The organism is Streptomyces sp. NPDC001219 (assembly GCF_053597915.1).
Window position 1 is genome coordinate 34558 of the sequence record NZ_JBSFJF010000014.1, and the last position, 20687, is coordinate 55244.

Genomic DNA, 20687 nt, shown 5'->3' on the forward strand with positions numbered 1-20687 from the left:
CAACCGGGCATCGAGCCTCAGGCTCGTGATCCGCCTGCTTCCCCCGTTCCGGTCGAGCCCTCAGAGTCCCCTGGTCATGAACGCGCTGTTGGCGTCGGGCCGGTAGTCCGCGAAGGGGGCGCAGTACCGGAACCCGAACTTCTCGTACAGCCTCCGGGCGGGCAGGAAGAACTCGGCGGCGCCGGTCTCCAGGCTCAGCCGGGTGAACCCCATGCGCCGGGCCTCGGCGATGATGTGCTGCAGCAGCTGGGAGGCGACTCCACTCCTCTGCCGCGTCGGACTGGTACGCATCGACTTCAGCTCCGCGTGGCCCGTGTCCAGTCTCTTGATCGCGCCGCAGCCCACCAGGGCGCCGTCATCCGTAGCCGACCAGAACGTGATGCCGGGCCTACGGAGACTGTCGAGGTCGAGGGCGTGTTTGCTCTCCAACGGCGTGAGGGACCGCATCTGCTCAACGTGCTCCTGGAGGAATGCGGCGATCTCAGGGCCGGAGAGGTCATCCACCACGATCTTCAACATGATCACCTTTCTTCGGGGGCGACCACCAGGCTCCCGCGGTCACGGAGGCCGCGTCGCATGGGGTCGTGAGAAGTGCGTGCCGACTTGCCGGCCGCGGTCCTGGGGGCTGACCCGACGCCGTAGGCGGGCCGGGCTGATTGCTTAGCCCACCTGGCCCCCACGGGGGTGGCGGAGACCGCGTTGCTGCCCGTTCGTCGTGTTCCATCTCGGCATGGAGGTGCTTACGTGAGCTCCGCAGACACACAGCACGACAGCCATCCGCACATGGGTGCGCCGCGGCGGCGGGTACTGGCCGCGGCTGCCCTGACCCCGATGTTCGCCGGTGCCGCGACCCCTGCGCGTGCGCTGTCCACCGGCACGCACGGGACGAGGAGCCGCCAGCTGGTCAAGCCGGTCACCACTGCCCTGTCGGACTGGGAGGAGGTGGCGAACGTGCTCGGGCGGAAGGGCGATATGAAGCGGCAGCTGATGTATCACACCGCGTTCCCACGCCGAGACCTCCGGGTGCGCTCGCACCGCGTCCTCGTCAAACCGGCGCTCGCTCTCGGCTCGCATGTCTCCTTCGTCCGATACGCCGACAAGAGCACGCTGTTGATGGGTGACGTGGTGGTCACCGAGCAGGAGATGCAGCCCTTCATCGACGTGCTGCACCAGCACAAGATCGGGCTGACCGCGATCCACAAGCACCTGCTCTCCCAGACTCCCGACATCTGGTGGATTCACGTCCATGCGCATGGTCACCACCCGGTGTCCCTGGCCCGTGGTCTGCGTGCCGCGTTCAACCGCACCGGCACCCCGCCCCCGCTGCCGCCCTCCCGACGGAAGCCCGTCGACCTGGACACCGCCGGCATCGATGCCGTGATGGGCGCCAAGGGCTCCGTCGACGACGGCATCTACAAGTCCGTCTTCGTTCGCCGCGAGACCATCGCCGACGGTCACCTCGTACTGCCCGCGGGCCTGGGGTCGACCAGCGCCTTCAACTTCCAGCCGCTGGGCGACGGACGAGCCGCGATCAGCGGCGACTGCGCGATGATCGCCGGCGAGGTCCAAGAAGTCCTGGCGGCCCTGCGGTGCGCCGGAGCCGAACTCGTCGAACTGCACAACCATGGCCTGACGGACGAACCCCGCCTGTTCTTCGTCCACTTCTGGGCCGTCGGCGACGCCGTCAGGCTCGCCCGCGCCCTGCGCCCCGCGGTGGACGCCACCAACGTCGTGCCGGTCGGCTGACACCGCGGGGACCGCCCGCCGGCGCTTTGGGGAGGTTCGCGCCTCGCCCGCGCAGCCTGCGGCGTGGACCCAGCCGTTGGGGTCGTACCGGTCGATGTATCCCACCTCCGTCAGCATCCTGGCGAGCAACCGACCTCCAGTCGCCAGATCACGTCCATGCCCGTCTCACCCGGCGCCACTGGCCCGCCCGGCACCCGTACGCGCTCAACTTCGGTGAACCCCAGGCGCCGGGCGACGGCTCCGCTGGCGGGGTTGGCCTCGTCGTGCTGGATCTCGATGCGATCGACACCAGGCATCCGGCGCCCCACCTGCACCAGGGCGGTCGCAGCCATGGTGGCCAGCCCCTTCCCGGTCCATGCGGGGTGGAGCCAATAGCCGATGGCCAGCCCGCCCGGACCGATGCGCCGCATCAGACTGCAACTGCCCACCGCCACACCGCCCGTGGTGATGGCGTAGTAGTAGCCCTGCTCCGAGGCCCACTGCTCCTCACACAGGGTCAGAAACGCCGCGCCCTGCTTCCGGTCATGGCCGGCGGCGAAGGGCATCCAGGGGAGCAAGTGATCACGTGACTCGGTGATCAGCCGGTGCAGGACCTCGGCGTCCTGCCCACGCCAGCGGCGTAGTTCGACCTGGTCAGAGCGGAGGGTTTCAGCGGGCTGTTCCATGGCCGAGAGCCTGACGGAACCACGTCGGACCCACAACGCAATTATGAGTGCGCGAAGCCTCCACATCGTCTGCACGTGGGAGTGCGCGGTCAGTACGCGAACTCAGCCGCTGAACTCCTCCTTGTCACGAAGCCCCACACAGTCCAGCGCCCAGAAGGTGTCGGAGTAGACGAGGGTGCCGGTCATCCAGTCTCACGGCCGCGAGAGCAGAGGGCACCGCACGGCCAGGCCATCCGATTTCGGCACGTGGGTCCTTGCCTGACCTTCCAGGCGGGAGGGTACGGGCAGGCGGCCTGAGGCACTCAGTTGTCCGGCGGCAGCGGCAGTTGACGGGAGCTGTCGGCCAGGCCGCGGATTTCGGTGGCGACGCGGTGCCATGCGCACTCGGGGAATTCATGGCCGACGCGCGGCAGGAGGACCAGGCGCGCATCGTGGATTCGTGCGGCGATCGCCTTTCCCGCGCCGGGCTTGATGAGGGGGTCGTCCTCCCCGTGGAGGACGAGCGTGGGCCGCGCGATGGCGCTGATCGGCGGGCCGTGCCATTGGGCGCCGATCTGGCGGCTCTGCGCCTGCTGGTCGTGTACGCCGCGGTCGGCGTTGCGTACGGCGGCGTCGCGCGCGGCCGGCTCGTCGAAGGGGCGGCGGGGCGAGGCCAGGAGGCGGGAGACGGCGATCCCGGCCTCGACGGCCCCATCGGGGGTGTCGGGAAACCTCAACCGGGCGAACTTCGCCAGGGTCCTCATCCGTATGTATCGCATGGTCCGCAGCCCCGACGTGTCTCCGGGGACGGCAGCCATGGAGGTGAGGGACCGGACGCGTCCGGGGTGCCGCAGCGCCACGCGTTGTGCGACGGCGCCACCGAGGGAGACGCCCAGCAGATGTGCCGACCGCCAGCCCAGTGCGTCCATGACCGCGACGGTGTCATCTGCCATGTCCTCGGCCGTGTAGGCCTCTTCGCGCCTGCCGAAGAGTGCCGAGAGGGGATTGCGGGTGGGCGTGGGCGGCAGGTGGGTCGACTCCCCGCTGTCGCGCTGGTCGTACCGGGTCACGGCGAAGCCCTGCGCCGCCAACATCCGGCACAGCCCGTCCGGAACCCAGAACCGGTTGACGCCCAGCCCCGTGGCCAGCAGAAGCGGCTCGCCGCCGGCCCCTTCGGTCAGCGAGTCGAAGGCCAGCCGTACAGCACCGTTCTCAGCCCAGCGCACCGGGCTCCACAGCTGCTCCGAGGTTGCGTACACAAGAACCTCCTAAAACTGCGACCACTGTTCGCAGTTTAGGGTAGGGCATACGTCAGGGAGGCGGAGGAGGCAGGTGGACGAGTGGCTCAGGAACCAGTGACGGTCTGGGCGCGGGCCGAACGCGGTGCCCGCGGCCCCGTAGGCGTGCACAGTCACGCGGAGCTGGCCGCCGTCGCCGTCGAGCTGGCGGACCGGGGCGGCCTGTCGGCGGTGTCCATGCGCCAGGTGGCCAAGAGCCTGGGCACCGGCCAGGCATCCCTCTACCGCTACGTCTCCAGTCGCGAGGACCTCCTCGACCTGATGACGGACGCGGTGACGGGGGAGATCGACCTCAGCCTCCCGCTCCACGGCGACCCCGTTCAGGACTTGCTCGCCCTCGCGACCCGTACGAAGGCCGTCCATCTGCGGCACCCCTGGCTCCCCGACGTCCCGCCGGAACCTCTGCGCCTGGGCCCGCGAGGCGTCGACTACCTGGAATACGCGCTACGGGCGATGGCCCCCACCCGTCTGCCGGGCCGGGCCAAGCTGGAAGTCGTCGCCATGATGAATGCCCTGGTCGCACAGTTCGCCCGGACGGAAGTCCAGGGCAGCCACGCAACCACCGACCGCCACGCCGCACAGGCCGCCTACCTGGGCCGGACGGCTGCCCAAGGGCATCATCCACACGTCGCGGCCGCTATGGCGGAGCAGGCGGGATCGGCCCCTGCGGAGGGCCTGCAGGTGCTGTTCGAGCGGGCTATGAGGCGGGTGCTGGCTGGGCTGCTGGTCGGCCTTGACGTCGCTGACGTGGATGGCGATGTCGAGGACGTCGACGACGTCGTTCTTGCGGCCGATGGAGCCGATGGAGCCGATGGAGCCGATGGAGCCGACGAAGGCGGCGAAGGAGATGGAGCCGAGGGGGCGACCGGAATCGAGGCCGGTGGTTGTGCCCGCTGAGTTCGTTTCCGGAGGTCGCAGGTGTGTCCCCGTACGCCGTCGGTGAGGGCGCACGGGGCTGGCGCGGGCTGCCTGCCGCACACCGGGCTCCTCTCGTGCCCTCTGGAGCGGGGCCCGCGACGCTCCGGCGGCCACCGCGGCCACTGCGGTCGCCGCGCCCGTGCGGTCCACGCCAGTGCCCTTGCGACGCCCCCGCGCCGCTGTACCGGAGCGCCGTGATCACGCCTACCGGCCCAGCAGCGCGCCGAGCGGGACCTGACTGAAGCCCCGCAGACCAAGAGCCACGTCAGCACCGCCTGCACCGCCAATTCATCCCCGCAGACAAAGCCACCCGCATCCCTGCCCCGCCCACTGCGCCAGGACGGTGCCCCCGACCTGCGGCAACCGCCGGGTGCGACCCCACCGCACTGTCGGCTGTTTGGCTGCGGCGGAGGTGTCGTCGCGACCAGATCCGTCGTCGTGGCGTGCCGGGAGGCATCATGGTCTGATGAGGGTGATGCCGGTGTGGTCACGGGTGCGCCGTGGGGTTCCGGCCCTGGTGATCGCTCTAGCGGCGTTGGTGGATCTGCTGACGCCTACCTCGGTGTCGTCCGCGCCCCTGTTGGCCGTGGCGCCGGTGACGGCGGTTTCGCTGCTCAGCCAGGTGGGGGTCATTGGAGTCGGCCTTGCGGCGATGGTGGTGCAGGCGGGCTTGGCGTTCGCCGACGGGTCCTACAGCTGGCAGGGCGACGCGGCCGTGCAGATCACGCTGGCGTCCGTCACCGTGCTGGCGGTGGGCCTGAACCGTTCCCTGCGCATGCAACACGCGAGCGCGAGCCGGGCACGCTATGCCGCGGAGGTGGCTCAGCGCGCCGTGCTGCCCAGCCCCCCGAGCCGGCTGGGTGACCTGCGGATCGCCGCCCGATACGTGCCGGCCGAAGACATGGCGCTGATCGGCGGCGATCTCTACGTGATCCAGGAGACTCCCTTCGGGGTACGCGCCATGGTCGGCGATGTACGGGGGAAGGGGCTGTCCGCCGTGACAGCGGTCAGCGTCGACATCGGTGTCTTCCGCTACGCCGCCGATCATGAACATGACCTTCCCGCCCTGGTGGGCTGCATGGAAGAGGCACTGCTGCGGGAAAGTCAGCGTCGGGAAGGCCTGGATGCGACGGAGGGGTTCACCACTGCCCTGATCGTGCAGTTCGCCGACGATCTGAGCCAGGTGCACATCGTCAACCGAGGCCACCCTGCCCCTGTGCTGCTGCATGCGGACGGCCGGGCGCGAGTGCTGGAGCCGAAGCAGGAGGCGCCGCCGCTGGGCATCTCCGGCCTGGGGGAGTGGGCCTCACCGGTCGAGACGTACCCCTTCCTGCCCGGTGCGATGCTGCTGTGCTTCACCGACGGCGTCACCGAGGCGCGCGACCCGGGCGGCGTCTTCTACAACCCCGCGGACCGGGTCCCGCACATGGTGCAGTCGTACCGGCGCCAGACGGGCCACCTCCCGGACCCTTCGACCGTCCTCGACCTCCTGGCACGCGACGTCAGCCGCCACAGCGGCGGCGCCCCCCAGGACGATCAGGCCCTCCTCGTACTGCACCGGCCGTTCCCCCAGAAGGACCTTCTCGCCCGGCCTCACATTCTCTAGGGGGTGTCCGTCGGCCGCTGGGTGGCTCGCTCCACCCGGCTTTTCGCGGCTTCGTTCCGGGCGGTATGGCGGCCTTAGGTCTCGGGTGCGGGACCGTGGCGCGTCATGGGCGCAAGGGGCATGGCTGCTCAGGTCCTCGCTTACCGGCGCGCGCCCATCCAGCTGCCTACGGGAGCGTCGTGGGCTGTATGGACCCGCCCCCACTCACGAGGGGCCTGCCCTGAACGTCGAAGGGTCCCTGCCTCACCCGAGACAGGGACCCTTACTGGTGGAGCGCCCGGCAGGCCTTGCACCTGCATTTCCCACCGGCTGGTGGGCGTCTTTCCTTGGACCACAGACGCGTGACTCCGTGTGCTGCTGCGGAGTTACGTCATGATCATACAGGCTTACGCGACCGTGGCGCCAACGGTCCCGCCTACCTGTTCCCATCACGCCCTCGCCCGCTTCCTACGGGGTCGACGGCATGCGCTCGGCGGCCTGGCGGAGCCCCCGATCCCCTGGCGCACACCACATCCGCCCACCCCATGTCCTTGGGCTACGACTGGGCCCTCTCCCGCCCCCCCGCTCGACAATGACGGAAGTCCACACGAGCGTGTCCCATTTGGGGATGTGTCGGTTGTTGGCTCCACGGCTCGGGCATCTTCTGTTTGGCATATGCCGCCATGGTCTGCGAAGGAGATGTCATGGAGTGGCAGAGCGAGGAGTTCGGGTCTTCCCATGAAGGCATGGCGGGGGCGGTTCTCGCTGATGGCAGCGAGCCCAGACCGGTGTATCTGGACGCCGGCAGCGGCAGCAACGTGTATCAGACCAGCCAGTGGTGGGCCTACGACGGAAGGCCGGGCAGGCAGCGGGCGGACCTCATGCGGGGTGCGTGCTCATGCGGTTGGCGCGGTGCGCGCCATTACCCGATCGACTGGGAGCGGATGAGCGATTTCCGCTCCTACGACGTCGAACCCCCGGGGCCGTACGAGGACTGGATGGCGCACCTCGACGAGGTCGAGTCACGCTCGGTGCCGCTTCCCCTTGAACTGGCCGATCTGCTGGACAAGTTGGAGGAGCAGCTGAGCACTCTGGCTGACCAGGCACCGCTGGCCGCACTGAAAGCCGTAGCGGCACTGGAACGCACCACCGGCCGCGCCGGCCGTGAGGCCGCCTGCGCCGCTGAGGCGGATGCGGAGTCATGGGACGCGATCGGAACGGCACTCGGCTTAACCGCGAAGGACGCCCGTTCACGCCTCACCCATTACTACCTCAGGCGCCGCTGACCTCTCGTGCCGCGGTGGGCTTGACCTGCCGCGGCACGAATGCAGCTGTGTCGGTCCGCCGCGGGCGCCGTCAGACACCTGGGGGTCGCCACTGATAGCGGCGACCTCCAGGCTTGGGCATCACGCCCCGGCGAACAAGCGGCCTCTAAGGCCCCTTTGCGTAAGGGCGTTGCCCCATTCTGCAAGGAAGTCCGAGAGAGCTCTTTCGCCTAGCGATGGGTGCAAATGCGCTGGCAGCCCCTCTTGCGGATAGATTGTCCGAGTCATTCCGTCTGGATGTCCCAGATCCGACCAGATCGAGTCGAGGATCTCAAATTTCGCTACCGGGTCGAGAATTTCATTCGCGGCGATAGTCGTGAAGTAGTACTGCCAGACTTCGCTTGAGCCGTCGCGCTCATGCCTGGACAGCTGAAGCGCCAAGTCCCGGATGCGGTCCACCTCATCCGAAAGAAGTGAAGTGATCTCCAGTTCCTCCGGAACCAAGGGAATCCCATTGCGTTCCAGCCCATCGATCACCTTGGCTAGGAGTTGCGCGTCAATGAGCCCATTGCGAGCCCGCACGCAGCTCTCCCGGATGGGGGAATCCAGTATCCAGGAATATGTCTGCCTTGAACTTGGGTCATACCTCACGCACGCAATGCCACCTCCGGCCATTGACGAGGCTCGAATGCCTCATGCGCAAGTATGCCTCGCGGATCGACGATCCAGTGAAATATTCCAGAATTCCCGCTTACTTCACCAGGCTCCGATGCGTGGACCTGTCTCGGTTCATCGGATCTCTCTGCGCCTGACGTCAAACTCTTCCCCTCTCGGCGATCTGGTCCTGCATATGTATGAGGCCTGAGGCCCAGCTCCAAGGTGAGGCAGTGGTACACGGCCAACTCCTCGTATGCTGCCAATCCCTCGACGGCGTCCAAGGTGTTCCGGCGGGACCGGCACAGCGCAAGATCCACCGCGAGTACGAGAACCGAGTCAACACCCTCACGAGTAAGCCGAGCCATGATCAACGGCTTCGAGTTAAGTGCCTTACCAGCCCCAAGTCCCCTGAATGGTCCTATCGTTGCCTGATGCGCGTACATCCTATTGATCGCCCAGCCGACCTCGACGTGGTCCGTGATTCCTATGACCGCGTGGCCGACAACTACGCCGACATGGTGGTGACCACGGGAGTCGGCGACGTCCGTCGCCACCCCTGGCACAAGGCGTCATTGGACGCCTTCGCCGACACCGTGAGCGAGCTCGGGCCCGTCCTCGATGTCGGCTGCGGACCCGGAACGGTGACCGCCTACCTCGCCGAACGCGGACTCGACGTGTCTGGGGTCGATCTCTCTCCCCGCATGATTGAGAACGCGCGCCGTCTTCATCCGCACTGCCGCTTCAGCGTCGCCTCCGCCACCGACCTCGACCTCGGCGAAGCGTCCCTTGGCGGCGTGCTCGGGTGGTGGTCGCTGTTCAACCTCCCCCGTGACGTCCTTCCTCAGGTCCTCGCCCTGTTCGCGCGCGCGTTGAAGCCAGGTGGGCACTTCATCACCGCGACACACGTCGGTGACGAGGATGCAGTGCGCACCGAGGCATACGGGGGTCTACCCGTTCGTTGGACGACACACAAATGGCGGCCGGAACAACTCGTCCACCTGATCGAGGAGGCCGGCCTGCAACCGGTCGCCGAACTCCGACTCCCTCCGGAGGAGTACAGCGGGCCGGGTGTGGTCGTCATGGCCAGGCGTCCCGGCTGACGATCAGGAGTCGGAAGCGGCACAGGGTCTCCTGCCGGGCCCACCTGACGCCTACCGCTACTTTCCGTTCGGCTACTCCCCGAGAGTCAAACCCACGTCGCGATAGCCGGCCTCGCAGTCGAAGCGGAGTGTGACGCGTGTCCCTGCCCTCATCCGAGGGGAAGGGGCACGGCTGCCGGGCATGTTCAGATACGTCCGGCCGGCGCTGTCACGGTCTCTCCCCGGAGGCTGACGGCGCGGTGTCCACCTTGGGAAGCCTGGTGAGCAGAACGGTCAGCCCACCCAGGAGCCCGATAGCGCCCGCCACCCAATATGCCGCGTGGAAACCTGACAGCTGATCGGCTGGATCTGTCGCACCACCGCTGACACCGGTCGAAACAGCAACCAAGATGGCCAAGCCGACGCTGTTGCCGATCTGCTGCGCGGTCACGTTGACCGCACCAGCGACTCCGTGCTGGTGGGTCGGCAGGCCTTCAAGCGTGGCGGCCGTCATCGCGCCGAACCCCAAACCCTGGCCGGTGCTCATGACCACGATGCCGGGCAGCATGTGCACCCAGTACGAGCCGTCCTCAGGTGTGCCCGCCCACAGAGTGACGCCGGTTCCGATGAGAAGCAGGCTGGCAGCCATCAGGGGCTTGTAAGCCGCTGGCGACATCAGCCGTCCGGCGATCTGCGAGCTGATGATCACGACTACGCCTACGGGCAGGACTGCCAGTGCAGACTCGAACGGCGAGTAATGGAGTATCCCTTGCGCGTACAGCGGCGAGAAGAACAGCAGACCACCGGCACCGGTGTAGAAGACAGCACCGGTGAGGGAGGCGACCCTCACCGGGCGGCTGCGGAAGATACTCATCGGAAGCAGTGGCTCCGTACGCCCCTTCTCCCACACGACGAAGCCGGCCAGCCCGATTACGGCTAACACCAGTGAGATCAGGACCTGTACGGACGTCCAACCGACTTCACTGCCCTCGCTCACGCCGTACACGACCAGGCCCATCCCCAGGGTGACCAGCATCGCGCCCGGGATGTCCAGGGAGCACGGCTGGCGCCGGCCCGCAGGAAGCAGTGCCCGGACCGCTGCCAGGATCAGAATTCCGGCTAGGACACTAACGGCGAACACCGAGCGCCAGCCAAGGAAGTCGGTGAGGGCCCCGCCCGCGACCAGCCCGGCGCTGAAGCTGGACCCGCCGGTCGCCGCATAGACCCCGAGCGCCCGGTTCCGCTGCGGCCCTTCAGGAAAGATCTGGCTGAGCAGAGCAAGCGACGCAGGGCCGGACAGTGCTGCACCGATCCCCTGCAGTGCACGAGCCGCGATGAGCACACCAACGGTCGGGGCGAGCGCAGCGCCCAGTGAGGCCGCGGCGAAGAGCGCGATGCCCACTCCGAAGATCTTCCTGCGGCCCAAGACGTCTGCGGCCCTGCCCCCGAACAGGAGGAACCCGGCAAAGGCAATGGCATAAGCCGTCATCGTCCACTGCAACGTGGAGCCGTCGATGTTGTACTCATCACCGATGGAGGGCAACGCGGCGTTGATGACCGCAACTCCGCTGACATCCAGCGCAAGCGCTCCGGCAAGGAGGACGAGCGCCCACCGGCGTCGACCTGCGGGCACGCCGGCATCCGGGGCTCCCGTTCCTGGTTCCGTGTCAAGAAGTGTCACTTCGTACTCCAATGGTTGTTGAGCGCCTGTCGGATTCATGGGTGCTCAGGGTTGTGACGCGAACTCGATCGAGCCTCATGCCGTGTCGTCGGGCGAGACGGCGGTCCTGGAAGGACACCATCGGGAAGTTGACCCAGACGTAGTTGTCCATCTGGCGTCGGCCTTGAGGCCGAACACGGCTTGACTCGTTGTCACTTGGATGCTCCCGACGGAGTCGGGACCGACTGCCTGGTCGCGTGATCAACGATGTCTTGTCTCGGGGAGTGCCCGGGCGATGAGGCTGTCGTCGGTGTGAGTGTCGGTGTCGAAGGCGGCCCGGGGCCAGTGGTAGGACACGGCTGATCGGCGTGGCACCGTAGGTTCCGGGCCCCGCGTTTCGGCGGCGGCCGTCAGCCCGTGCCCTCCACGGGGCGGCGGGTGACGGTCTCGTCGATGTGCTTCGCGAGTCGGCCACGCAGCTCCTGGAGCGCGGCGATCCGGTCGTCCAGCGCGGCGAGCCGGTCGGTGGCTCGCCGCAACTCCTCAGCGCAGTAAGGGCTTTCGCGCAGCGGCACGTCCAGGCAACCGTTGACCAGCGGGGGACGGACTTCGTCTAGGGTGAGACCGGCATCGAGGGCGTCCTTGATGTTCGCGGCCCGTACGGCGTCCAACTTGCCGTACAGGCGGTAGCCGTTCTCGGCGCGGAGGGGTGCCAGGAGGCCCTGCTGCTCGTAGTAGCGCAGTGACCGGGTGCTGACGCCGGTCAGGTTCGCCAGCTCTCCGATCCGCATCTCGATCTCCTTCAACATGGTTCGGACATTAGAACCTTGACACGGGCGTCAAGGTCAAGTGTCCGAGGCGGCCGATCCCGTCGATTCCAGACCGGAACGCAGTGGGTGAACCTGCCGGAGAGGTAGGGCAATTGGCCAGGCATCACAATCGGCTGCGGATGTGGGCCGCTGGCGGTACCTGGGAGCGGGTGTTCACCGCGTTGATGGCCAGGCCGCCGCCGACGACGAGGATCTGGCCCGGGCCGTGTCGGTGGACTCCACGATGGTGCGGGCTCACCAGCACGCAGCCGGGGCTGGCAAAAAGGGGACCCCGGACGGCGAACCGGCCGAAGCAGGATCTTGCCGTGGCGGACGGACTACGAAGATTCACCATGCCGCCGATGCCCGCTGCCGGCTTCTGGCGTTCTTCCTCGCCGCAGGCCAGGCCGGTGATGCGCCCGCCTTCACGGACGTCATGGCTCGCCTGCGCGTTCCCCGACGGCGTACGAAGACCCCTAGAAGTGCTCCTCACCAGGCGTCTCAACGCCCCAGTAGCCGGGGCGGAAATAGTCTTCCCACTCGTCACGGACGTCTGCATTGATACTGTCCTCGACTTTGCTCCGCGGGTCCGCCCCCCCGTTTGAACCGAGCTCCTCAGCCTCAGTGGCCAGGATTTCCTTCAGCTCTGCGTTCTCAGCCTCCTCTGCTGCCCTACTCATCTGCTCTGAGTATTCAGAGGCGCTCTCCCGATCCAACGACACTGACAGCGTATGCTTGGCTGCCTCATCAGCGATCCGGCACGCTTCCCGGTCCGCTTCCTTGTCGGTCGTCACGAAGTCACCAATGCTGTTGATGCCAAAGAACGCGAACACCGCCAGCAAGGAAACCGTGATCCCGAGCCAGGTCCCTGCCCGCGCCGCAACCTTTGACGCGACGCTGCCCTCTGAGCCACCTTCGTCGGACATTTACCTTCCCGTTCGACCGCCGGGCCAGGGCCAGGAGCATAGAGCCGGAACTGGACAGATCGCAGAGCATCTGCCGTATTTCTCCGGCAGGTGCACCCACTGCTTTCCGGTCTGGAACTTGAAGGCGCTCGCGTCGATCGCCTGGCGGTGATCCCGCCAGCGGCCGCCCCGCCTCGGTGTCCGGTCGGGAGTATCGGCTCGATCCGCGTCCACTGCGCGTCTGGTAACGGCACACCGGGACCAAGAAGCGATTGCCCCGGCCAGGCAGGCCTCGGGGCCCCGGAACGCTCTTAAGGGGCAGGCGGGGTGGCCGACGGGCTTTCGCCCGAGGTCTGTGGGGGAGTGGTCGTGCAGGTCAGTGGCGTTTCCAGCCTGCTGCATGGCGCCATGTGCTGGCGCGTGCGGAGGTGATGGGTGCTTGTTCCGGCACGTAGTCGGGGCACTCGGGGTTGTGGCAGGGGCCTGCTATCCAGACGGGAAAGACGACCCCTAGCGACTTGCGGCGTTCGATCACATCGGACACGGGCCTTTTGCACGCTGGGCAGACATGATCGCCCAGACGGCCTGCGGACGCCTCATCTCTGGACATACAGGCAATTTTACCTCAATTTGACCAGCGCTTGGGGCGGGCTTTGATCCATTGTCTGTGGTGGGTCCTGCTTGTGCTTCGTATCGGCCCGCTGCATCGTCCGTATGAACGTCAGGCTGCGGGCGGGGGCTGTGCGGGGGGCTTCTCCGTGTGTGGGGGCTTCCAGATGCTCAGTGCGACGGAGGCGGCCAGGACGACCACGATGACTGCGAGGCTGACCAGGGAAGGGATCTCGGGGATGGCCGGGCTGATGATCTTGTGGGACGCCTGCAGGATCAGCTTGATGCCGATGAAGGTGAGGATGAAGGCCAGGCCCTTGCTCAGGTAGTGGAAGCGGTCCAGTAGCCCGGCGAGCATGAAGTACAGGGCGCGCAGGCCGAGGATGGCGAAGGCGTTGCTGGTGTAGACGATGAAGGCGTCATTGCTGACGGCGAGGACCGCCGGGACGCTGTCGACGGCGAAGACCAGGTCTGCCGCCTCGATCGCGGCCACGACAGCCAGCAGGGGGGTGGCCACGCGTTTGCCGGCCTCTTTGACGAAGAAGTGCGCTCCGGCGTACTCGTCCCGGACCGGCATGATCTTGCGGAGCAGGCGTACGGCGAAGCTCTTGCCCGGGTCGAAGCTGTCGTCCTCCTCGCGCAGGATCTTGTACGTGCTGTAGAAGAGGATCGCGGCAAAGACGAAGAGCACGGCGGTGAAGCGGCTGACCACGGCGACGCCGGCGGCGAGGAAGACTCCGCGGAAGACCAGTGCGCCCAGCACCCCGAGGAAGAGCACCCGGTGTTGATAGGCGCGCGGCACTCGGAAGTATCCGAAGATCAGCGCGAAGACGAAGAGGTTGTCGACGGACAGGCTCTTCTCCAGCAGCCAGGCGGTGGTGTACTCCACGCCGGCGTCGGTGCCGACGACCAGGAAGACCAGGGCGCCGAAGGCGATTGCCAGACCCACCCACACCGCGCTCCAGGCGGCGGCTTCCTTGAAGCCGATGATGTGAGCCTGCCGGTGGGCCAGTAGGTCGACCGCGAGGGACACCACCACGGTGGCGGCGAACACCAGCCACAGCCACAGTGGCACCTCGTGCATACCGGCCTCGCAAGGACGCGTGACAGAAACTGTCCTTCGAGTCTGCGGTATGCGACAGCCACTGTCTTATGCAGATCCCCGTATGGGTCAGGGGTGGAACTCCGTGCCGTGCGGCAGTCCATGGCGGGCACGGCCGGTGACCGGTGGCGAAGTGGGTGGTGTCGGCCGGCCGCTCTGTCTGCAAGTTGGCCGGTGCGTTCGGGAATCGCGGCGACTATGCGGTCGATGGCGATGGCGATGGCGATGGCGATGGCGATGGCGATGGCGATGGCGATGGCGATGGCGATGGCGATGGCGATGGCGATGGCGATGGCGATGGCGGGGCTGGGTCGGGGCTGGTGTCTGCCCCACCCCGACCCCAGCCCAACCCAAGACGCGGACTGAGCACCCTCGGACGCTCAACAAGACCGATCCGGCGCGGCCGCCCCCACGGAAAACTCCAGATGCCCGCCCATTGACACCCGTACGCCCCAGCCGGACACTCATGCGACTCGCGCGGTGAATGTCAGTTCACCAGGCGAACAGCTCCTCTTCTCCCTTCGCTCCCCGGGACAGACATGACTTCCTCCGGCGCACCTCCCCGCTCCTTCCGCACGGTTTTCCCAGTGCTCGCCCTGTGCTGGCTGGCCGTGTTCTTCGACGGCATGGACGTCAACATCTACGGCGCCGTCATGCCGCACATACTCGATGAGCCCGGGTTCGGGCTGAGCTCGGCCGGCGCCGGAACCATCGGCAGTTGGACCACCTTCGGCATGCTCATCGGCGCGCTGGGAGCAGGCAATCTGACTGACTGGCTCGGGCGCAGGCCGCTGCTGGCCGGCAGCGTGACGGTGTTCTCGCTCGGCTCGGCGGTCTGCGCGATGGCGAGCGGTCCGGTGATGCTCGGTACCGGGCGGTTCATCGGGGGCCTCGGTCTGGGTGGACTGATGCCGCTGGGGCTCGCCATGGTGATGGAGTTCGCGCCCCGCGGCCGGGCGGCCCTGGCCACGGGGCTGTTGATGACCTCGTACCACGCCGGCGGCATGGCCGCGACGGTGCTCGGCCTGACGGTTGCTCCGGCGGCGGGCTGGCGCGCGGCGTTCTGGGCGGGTGTGCTGCCGGCCGTTGTTGCCGTACCCCTGCTGTTGAAGCTGCTGCCCGAGTCGCCCGGTGTGCTGCTCGCGCGGGGTGAGCCTGATCGGGCCCTCGCCGTCGCCGCGCGGTACGGACTGCCCCGGCCGACGGCGGACGCGGCTCCGGCGGCGGGCGCGAAGGGGCGGCTGGCGGTGGTGCGGGCGCTGTTCGCGCACGAGGCGCGGTGGGCGACACCGCTGCTGTGGCTGGCCAGCTTCTGCGGGCTGCTGCTGGTGTACGGGGTGAGCACCTGGCTGCCGCAGCTGATGCGGGCCTCCGGCTACGGTCTCACCTCCTCCATCAGCTTCCTGCTGGTGATCAACGCGGGTGGGATCGTCGGCCTGCTGCTCGCGGGCCGGGTGGCCGACCGTTTCGGGCCGGTGCGGGTTTCGGCGATCTGGTTCGTGCTGACTGCCGTCGGCGCGCTGCTGCTCAAGTCGCACCTGTCGCTCGGGCTGACGTACGTGGTGGTGGCGGTCACGGGCGTGTGGCTGTTCAGCGCGCAGGTCATGGTGTACGCCACCGCCAACACCGTCTACCGCGAGAGTGAGCGGGCCGCGGGGCTCGGCTGGGTCACCGGTGTCGGCCGTACCGGCGCGGTCGTCGGCCCCTGGCTGGGGGGTGTCCTCGCGGCGAGCGGCCACCAGGGCTGGGGCTTCACCACCTTCGCCATGGCCGGCCTCCTCGGTGCCATGGCCATCTCGCTGATACCGCTCGTCGCCCGGAAGGGCACCGTGACGGTCGCGGGGGCGCGGGCCTGACGAAGCCGGCCGGCACTGAGCCTTGTCCACTGCCGACGGCTGCGCGGGCGGGGTCAGGAGGTGGTGGCGATCCGTACGAACCGTCCGGACGTGTGCAGGTCCTGCTCGATCCGGGCAGCGGCGGTGCGCAGTGCGGGGAGCAGCTCCTCGCGGCACTGCGCGACGCTGCGGTGGCCGGCGTGCGTGGCGACGTTGACGGCGGCGACCACCCGTCCGGTGTGGTCGCGGACCGGGACGGCGATCGAGCGCAGTCCTTCCTCCACCTCCTCGTCGACGAGGGCGTATCCGTCCCGCGCGACCGATTCGAGCAGCTGGGCCAGCCGTGCCGGGTCGGTGACGGTGCGGCTGGTCAGGGGCCGGCGGTCGGCTCGTTGCAGCCCGGCGGCGCGTTCGGCGGGCGGAAGGCCGGCGAGCAGGACGCGTCCCAGCGAGGTGGCGAAGGCCGGGAACCGGGTGCCGACGGTGATGTTGACGCTCATGACGCGGCGGACGGCGATGCGGGCGGTGTACTGGATGTCGTCGCCCGTGAGCACGGCAAGAGAGGCGGAGTCCTGCGCTGCGACGGCCAGGTCGGCGAGGTGGGGCTCCGCGATCCGTGACAGCGGCTGGTCCGCCAGCGGCGCGAAGCCGAGGTCGAGCACGCGGGGGGTGAGGCTGAACTCCCGTCCGTGTGCGGTGACATAGCCCAGGTGCTCCAGCGTGATCAGGGCCCGCCGGGCGGTGGCCCGCGCCAGGCCCGTGGCCTCGGCGACGGCGGTGAGCGACAACTCGGCGCGCCCGGGGCCGAACGCGGTCAGTACGGTCAGCCCCCGCGCGAGCGCCTCCACGAACTCCCTGCCGAGTTCCTGCTTCGACGCCTCCGTCCACGCCGCCGAACCGGCGGCGTCCGCGCTCCGCCGGGCCGGCTCGGCCGGTGGAGCGTGGCGCAGGTCGTGCTCCATGGCGGCCACTGTCTCGCGCAGGGTGGGCAGTACGGCCTCACGCAGAGACCGGGCGCTGTGCCGGCTGGTGTGGCTGACCACGCTGACCCCGCAGAGCTGCCGCCCCTGGGAGTCGCGGACCGGCACGACCAGCGCGATCAGGCCCGGCTCGATCATCTGGTCGTCCACCGCCCATCCCCGCGTACGGGCGGCGGCGGATGCCTCGGCGAGGAAGTCGGCGGGCCGGCGCACCGGCGGGATGGCCGGGAAGCGCAGGTTCTGGGGGTCCGCCTCCCACCGCTCGCGCCACCGCGCCCATTCCTCCTCGGTCCAGTCCGCGGCGAACACCTGCCCGTGGGCGGTCCGTTCGGCGGGCAGCAGGTCGCCGATGCGGAAGGTGAGGGACAGGGCGCGGCGGCGGGTGGCCTGGTGGATGAACCGGATGCCGTCCCGGTCCGGCACGGCGAGGGACACCGACTCGTCGAGCGTGTCGGCGAGCCGGTCCGCGTGCGGACCGAGCAGGTCGGGCAGCCCGGTGGCACCGAGGTAGGCGTTTCCCAGTTCCATCAGACGGGGAGTGAGCGCGACGTCCCGGCCTATCTGCCGGACGTATCCCATGCGGGTCAGAGTGGCGGCGATGCGGTCCACCGTGGAGCGGGCGAGCCCGGTGCCGCGGGAGAGGCCGCCGAGGCTCTGGCGGCCGTCCGCCTCGGTGAGTTCGCGCAGCACGCCGATGCCGCGGATCAGTGGTCCCACGGCTTCGGCGGGGGCGGGAAGGTCGGTGGTCGGCATGGTGCTCTGCTCTCCGTAGCGGGCTTCGGGCAACCGTACTGGCGGGCGGACGCGGCCGGCGTTGACAAACACCGCACTCGGGCGCACACTCTCGGCGCCTCGAATTATGAACGAAGATTCACTGTGCGAACAAGTTGAGGGTTCTCCATGGACAAAGTCCGGCAGACCGCTGCCGAGGCCGTTGCCGACATCGCCGACGGGTCATCGCTGGCCGTGGGCGGATTTGGTCTCAGCGGCGTGCCGAACGTGCTGATCCAGGCACTGCACGAGCGCGGATCGGGCCGTCTGAGCGTGGTGTCGAACAACTGCGGAGTCGACGGCAGCGGGCTCGGCATCCTGCTGGCCGCCGGGCGGATCACCCGGGTCACCGGCTCGTACATCGGCGAGAACCGGGAGTTCGCCCGGCAGTACCTGAGCGGCGAGCTGGAGGTCGAGCTGACGCCGCAGGGCACACTCGCCGAGCGGCTGCGCGCGGGAGGCGCGGGCATTCCGGCGTTCTTCGTTCCCGCGGGCGTCGGCACCCCGGTCGCCGACGGCGGCCTGCCCTGGCGCCATGACCCGGGCGGCGGCGTGGCGCTCGCCTCCCCGGCAAAGGAGGTCCGCGAGTTCGACGGCCGCAGCCATGTCCTGGAGCGCGCCCTCACCACCGACTTCGCCCTGGTCCGCGCGGCCAGGGGCGACCGGCACGGCAACCTCGTCTTCAACAAGGCCGCGCGCAACTTCAACCCGCTGGCCGCGATGGCCGGCCGGATCACCGTCGCCGAGGTGGAAGAGCTGGTCGAGCCCGGCGTCCTGGGGCCCGACGAGATCCATCTGCCGGGCGTCTTCGTGCAGCGGGTCCTCGCGCTGTCCCCCGCTCAGGCGGCCGACAAGCACGTCGAGAAGCGGACGGTCTCCGTCCCCGAAGCACGAGAGGGGGCGCGAGCCTGATGGCCTGGACGCGCACCGACATGGCTGCCCGCGCGGCGGCCGAACTCGCCGACGGCTCCTACGTCAACCTCGGGATCGGACTGCCCACGCTGGTGCCCGGTTTCCTGCCCGACGACGTGGACGTGGTGCTCCAGTCGGAGAACGGGCTGCTGGGCGTGGGCCGGTACCCGTACGAGGACGAGGTCGACCCCGACCTCATCAACGCCGGCAAGGAGACCGTGACGGCCGTGCCCGGGGCGTCGTTCTTCGACTCCGCGCTCTCCTTCGCCATGATCCGTGGGGGCCACATCGGCACGGCGATCCTCGGCGCCATGCAGGTCTCCGCGCGAGGAGACCTGGCCAACTGGATGGTTCCCGGGCGGCTGGTCAAGGGGATGGGCGGCGCGATGGACCTCGTCCACGGCGTCCGCAGGGTCATCGTCGTCATGGAGCACACCAGCAAGGACGGCTCGCCGAAGCTCGTGGCCGAGTGCAGCCTGCCGCTCACCGGCAAAGCCTGCGTCCACCGGGTCATCACCGACCTCGGCGTTCTCGACATCACACCGGAGGGCCTCGCCCTGACCGAAACCGCCCCCGGCGTCAGCCCTGACGAGGTGCTGGCGAAGACGGCCGCGCCCGTCCGAGTGGCCCTGCCCACCGGGCCGCTGAGCAGCTGAACCACCGACAGATCGCGGGCTCACGCGCCCTGACGAGCCCGTACAGCTACAGGAGCTTCCATGACCGAGCGCCTCAACGACGTCTACGTCGTCGACGCCGTGCGCACACCCGTCGGCAAGTACGGCGGAGCACTCGCCACCGTCCGCCCCGACGACCTCGGCGCCGGTGTGCTGCGTGCGCTGCTCGACCGTACGCCGCGGCTCGACCCGGCCCGGATCGACGACGTGTTCCTCGGCAACGCCAACGGCGCGGGCGAGGAGAACCGCAATGTGGCCCGGATGGCGGCGCTGCTGGCCCAACTGCCCGTCTCCGTACCCGGCGTGACCGTCAACCGGCTCTGTGGCTCCGGGATGGAGGCCGTGATCCAGGCCTACCGCGCGATCGCCGTGGGGGACGCCTCGGTCGCCCTCGCCGGCGGTGTGGAGTCGATGAGCCGCGCCCCCTGGGTGCTGCCCAAGCCCGAACGTGCCTTCCCCGCCGGCCCTCAGCAGCTCTCCTCCACCACCCTGGGCTGGCGGATGGTCAACCCCAAGATGCCGGACAGGTGGACGGTCGCGCTGGGGGAGGGGGCGGAACTGGTCGCCGACCGCCATGGCGTCACCCGCGAGGCCCAGGACAGCTTCGCCCTGTCCAGCCACCGCAAGGCTGCCAGGGCCTGGCAGGACGGCCTGTTCGACAGGGAGGTCGTCCCGGTCGAGGGGGTGGACCTGGCCCGCGACGAATCCATCCGTGAAGCCACCTCCCTCCAAGCCCTCGGCGCACTCCCGACGGCCTTCCGGCAGGCGGGTTCCGTCACGGCCGGCAACTCCTCACCGCTCAGCGACGGGGCGGCCGCGCTGCTGCTCACCGACGCCGCCGGACTCGCGGCCACCGCGCGCGAACCGCTCGCCCGGATCAGCGCCTGCGCCGTCAGCGCGGTCGAACCGCAGTACTTCGGCACCGGCCCCGTCGAGGCCGTCCGCCGAGCCCTCGCGAAGGCGGGCCGGGACATCGACACCCTCACCACCTTCGAGCTGAACGAGGCCTTCGCCGCCCAGGCCCTGGCCTGCCTGCGCGCCTGGCCGGGCCTCGACCCGGAGGTGGTCAACCCGCGCGGCGGCGCGCTCGCCCTCGGGCATCCCCTCGGCGCATCCGGCGCCCGGATCACCGGCGCCGCCGCCCACCAACTCGCCGTGGCGGGCTCCGGCACCGCTCTCGCCGCCCTGTGCATCGGCGTCGGACAGGGCCTCGCGATCGTTCTCGAAGGGTAGACCCG

The 20687-nt window shown here is 68.8% G+C and carries 18 protein-coding genes and 1 pseudogene; 10 read left to right on the top strand and 9 right to left on the bottom strand.

Features of this window, described 5'->3' with window-relative positions; translation table 11 throughout:
• Positions 1-60 precede the first annotated feature (60 nt).
• Positions 61-516: a GNAT family N-acetyltransferase gene (locus tag ACWC9R_RS11615; RefSeq protein WP_450730861.1), complete on the bottom strand. Its 456-nt coding sequence runs from the start codon at positions 514-516 to the stop codon at positions 61-63.
• A 228-nt stretch (positions 517-744) separates the two neighbouring features.
• On the opposite strand from ACWC9R_RS11615, the gene ACWC9R_RS11620 reads away from it, so the two are divergent.
• Entirely contained in the window at positions 745-1746 is a 1002-nt protein-coding gene (locus ACWC9R_RS11620; protein WP_450730699.1) for a DUF1259 domain-containing protein, read from the top strand.
• 110 nt (positions 1747-1856) lie between these two features.
• On the opposite strand, the gene ACWC9R_RS11625 is transcribed toward ACWC9R_RS11620, so the two are convergent.
• Positions 1857-2411, bottom strand: a complete 555-nt coding sequence (locus ACWC9R_RS11625; protein ID WP_450730700.1) for a GNAT family N-acetyltransferase — start codon at positions 2409-2411, stop codon at positions 1857-1859.
• Between the two features lie 302 nt (positions 2412-2713).
• Complete coding sequence (locus tag ACWC9R_RS11630; protein ID WP_450730702.1) at positions 2714-3649, bottom strand: alpha/beta fold hydrolase; 936 nt, start codon at positions 3647-3649, stop codon at positions 2714-2716.
• An 81-nt stretch (positions 3650-3730) separates the two neighbouring features.
• Here ACWC9R_RS11630 and ACWC9R_RS11635 point away from each other — a divergent pair.
• The 3 genes and pseudogenes from ACWC9R_RS11635 to ACWC9R_RS11645 form a co-directional block, all read left to right on the top strand.
• Positions 3731-4414 (top strand): annotated as a pseudogene (locus tag ACWC9R_RS11635) (TetR/AcrR family transcriptional regulator); the annotation flags it as partial.
• Positions 4415-5144: 730 nt separating this feature from the next.
• The gene (locus ACWC9R_RS11640; RefSeq protein WP_450730704.1) at positions 5145-6212 is read left to right on the top strand and encodes a PP2C family protein-serine/threonine phosphatase; all 1068 of its coding nucleotides are present in this window, start codon (positions 5145-5147) and stop codon (positions 6210-6212) included.
• A gap of 683 nt (positions 6213-6895) precedes the next feature.
• On the top strand, positions 6896-7477 hold the full coding sequence (locus ACWC9R_RS11645) for a hypothetical protein (RefSeq protein ID WP_450730705.1): 582 nt from the start codon (positions 6896-6898) through the stop codon (positions 7475-7477).
• Between the two features lie 120 nt (positions 7478-7597).
• Here ACWC9R_RS11645 and ACWC9R_RS11650 read toward each other — a convergent pair whose 3' ends face one another.
• Positions 7598-7993, bottom strand: coding sequence for a hypothetical protein (locus ACWC9R_RS11650; protein ID WP_450730707.1), 396 nt, complete (start codon positions 7991-7993; stop codon positions 7598-7600).
• A gap of 551 nt (positions 7994-8544) precedes the next feature.
• On the opposite strand from ACWC9R_RS11650, the gene ACWC9R_RS11655 reads away from it, so the two are divergent.
• Complete coding sequence (locus ACWC9R_RS11655; protein ID WP_450730709.1) at positions 8545-9213, top strand: class I SAM-dependent DNA methyltransferase; 669 nt, start codon at positions 8545-8547, stop codon at positions 9211-9213.
• Between the two features lie 208 nt (positions 9214-9421).
• On the opposite strand, the gene ACWC9R_RS11660 is transcribed toward ACWC9R_RS11655, so the two are convergent.
• The 4 genes from ACWC9R_RS11660 to ACWC9R_RS11675 form a co-directional block, all read right to left on the bottom strand.
• On the bottom strand, positions 9422-10873 hold the full coding sequence (locus tag ACWC9R_RS11660) for an MFS transporter (protein ID WP_450730710.1): 1452 nt from the start codon (positions 10871-10873) through the stop codon (positions 9422-9424).
• 389 nt (positions 10874-11262) lie between these two features.
• On the bottom strand, positions 11263-11661 hold the full coding sequence (locus tag ACWC9R_RS11665) for a MerR family transcriptional regulator (protein ID WP_450730712.1): 399 nt from the start codon (positions 11659-11661) through the stop codon (positions 11263-11265).
• A 476-nt stretch (positions 11662-12137) separates the two neighbouring features.
• Positions 12138-12587, bottom strand: a complete 450-nt coding sequence (locus ACWC9R_RS11670; protein ID WP_450730713.1) for a hypothetical protein — start codon at positions 12585-12587, stop codon at positions 12138-12140.
• Between the two features lie 700 nt (positions 12588-13287).
• The gene (locus ACWC9R_RS11675) at positions 13288-14259 is read right to left on the bottom strand and encodes a TerC family protein (RefSeq protein WP_450730715.1); all 972 of its coding nucleotides are present in this window, start codon (positions 14257-14259) and stop codon (positions 13288-13290) included.
• 216 nt (positions 14260-14475) lie between these two features.
• Between ACWC9R_RS11675 and ACWC9R_RS11680 the strand changes: the two genes are divergently transcribed.
• Together ACWC9R_RS11680 and ACWC9R_RS11685 are read left to right on the top strand one after the other, a co-directional pair.
• On the top strand, positions 14476-14643 hold the full coding sequence (locus ACWC9R_RS11680) for a hypothetical protein (protein ID WP_450730717.1): 168 nt from the start codon (positions 14476-14478) through the stop codon (positions 14641-14643).
• A 221-nt stretch (positions 14644-14864) separates the two neighbouring features.
• Entirely contained in the window at positions 14865-16133 is a 1269-nt protein-coding gene (locus tag ACWC9R_RS11685) for an MFS transporter (protein WP_450730719.1), read from the top strand.
• Between the two features lie 53 nt (positions 16134-16186).
• Here the strand turns inward: ACWC9R_RS11685 and ACWC9R_RS11690 are convergent, their stop codons facing one another.
• A complete protein-coding gene (locus ACWC9R_RS11690) occupies positions 16187-17845 on the bottom strand; it encodes an IclR family transcriptional regulator domain-containing protein (protein WP_450730721.1) in 1659 nt (552 codons plus the stop codon).
• 147 nt (positions 17846-17992) lie between these two features.
• Between ACWC9R_RS11690 and ACWC9R_RS11695 the strand changes: the two genes are divergently transcribed.
• From ACWC9R_RS11695 to ACWC9R_RS11705, 3 genes are read left to right on the top strand one after another with little or no spacing between them, the layout of a single operon-like run.
• Positions 17993-18775, top strand: a complete 783-nt coding sequence (locus ACWC9R_RS11695; protein ID WP_450730723.1) for a CoA transferase subunit A — start codon at positions 17993-17995, stop codon at positions 18773-18775.
• Positions 18775-19431, top strand: coding sequence for a 3-oxoacid CoA-transferase subunit B (locus ACWC9R_RS11700; protein WP_450730725.1), 657 nt, complete (start codon positions 18775-18777; stop codon positions 19429-19431). The genes ACWC9R_RS11695 and ACWC9R_RS11700 overlap by 1 nt, the downstream gene beginning before the upstream one ends.
• Positions 19432-19491: 60 nt before the next feature.
• Positions 19492-20682, top strand: a complete 1191-nt coding sequence (locus tag ACWC9R_RS11705) for a thiolase family protein (RefSeq protein ID WP_450730727.1) — start codon at positions 19492-19494, stop codon at positions 20680-20682.
• The last annotated feature ends 5 nt before the right edge of the window (positions 20683-20687 follow it).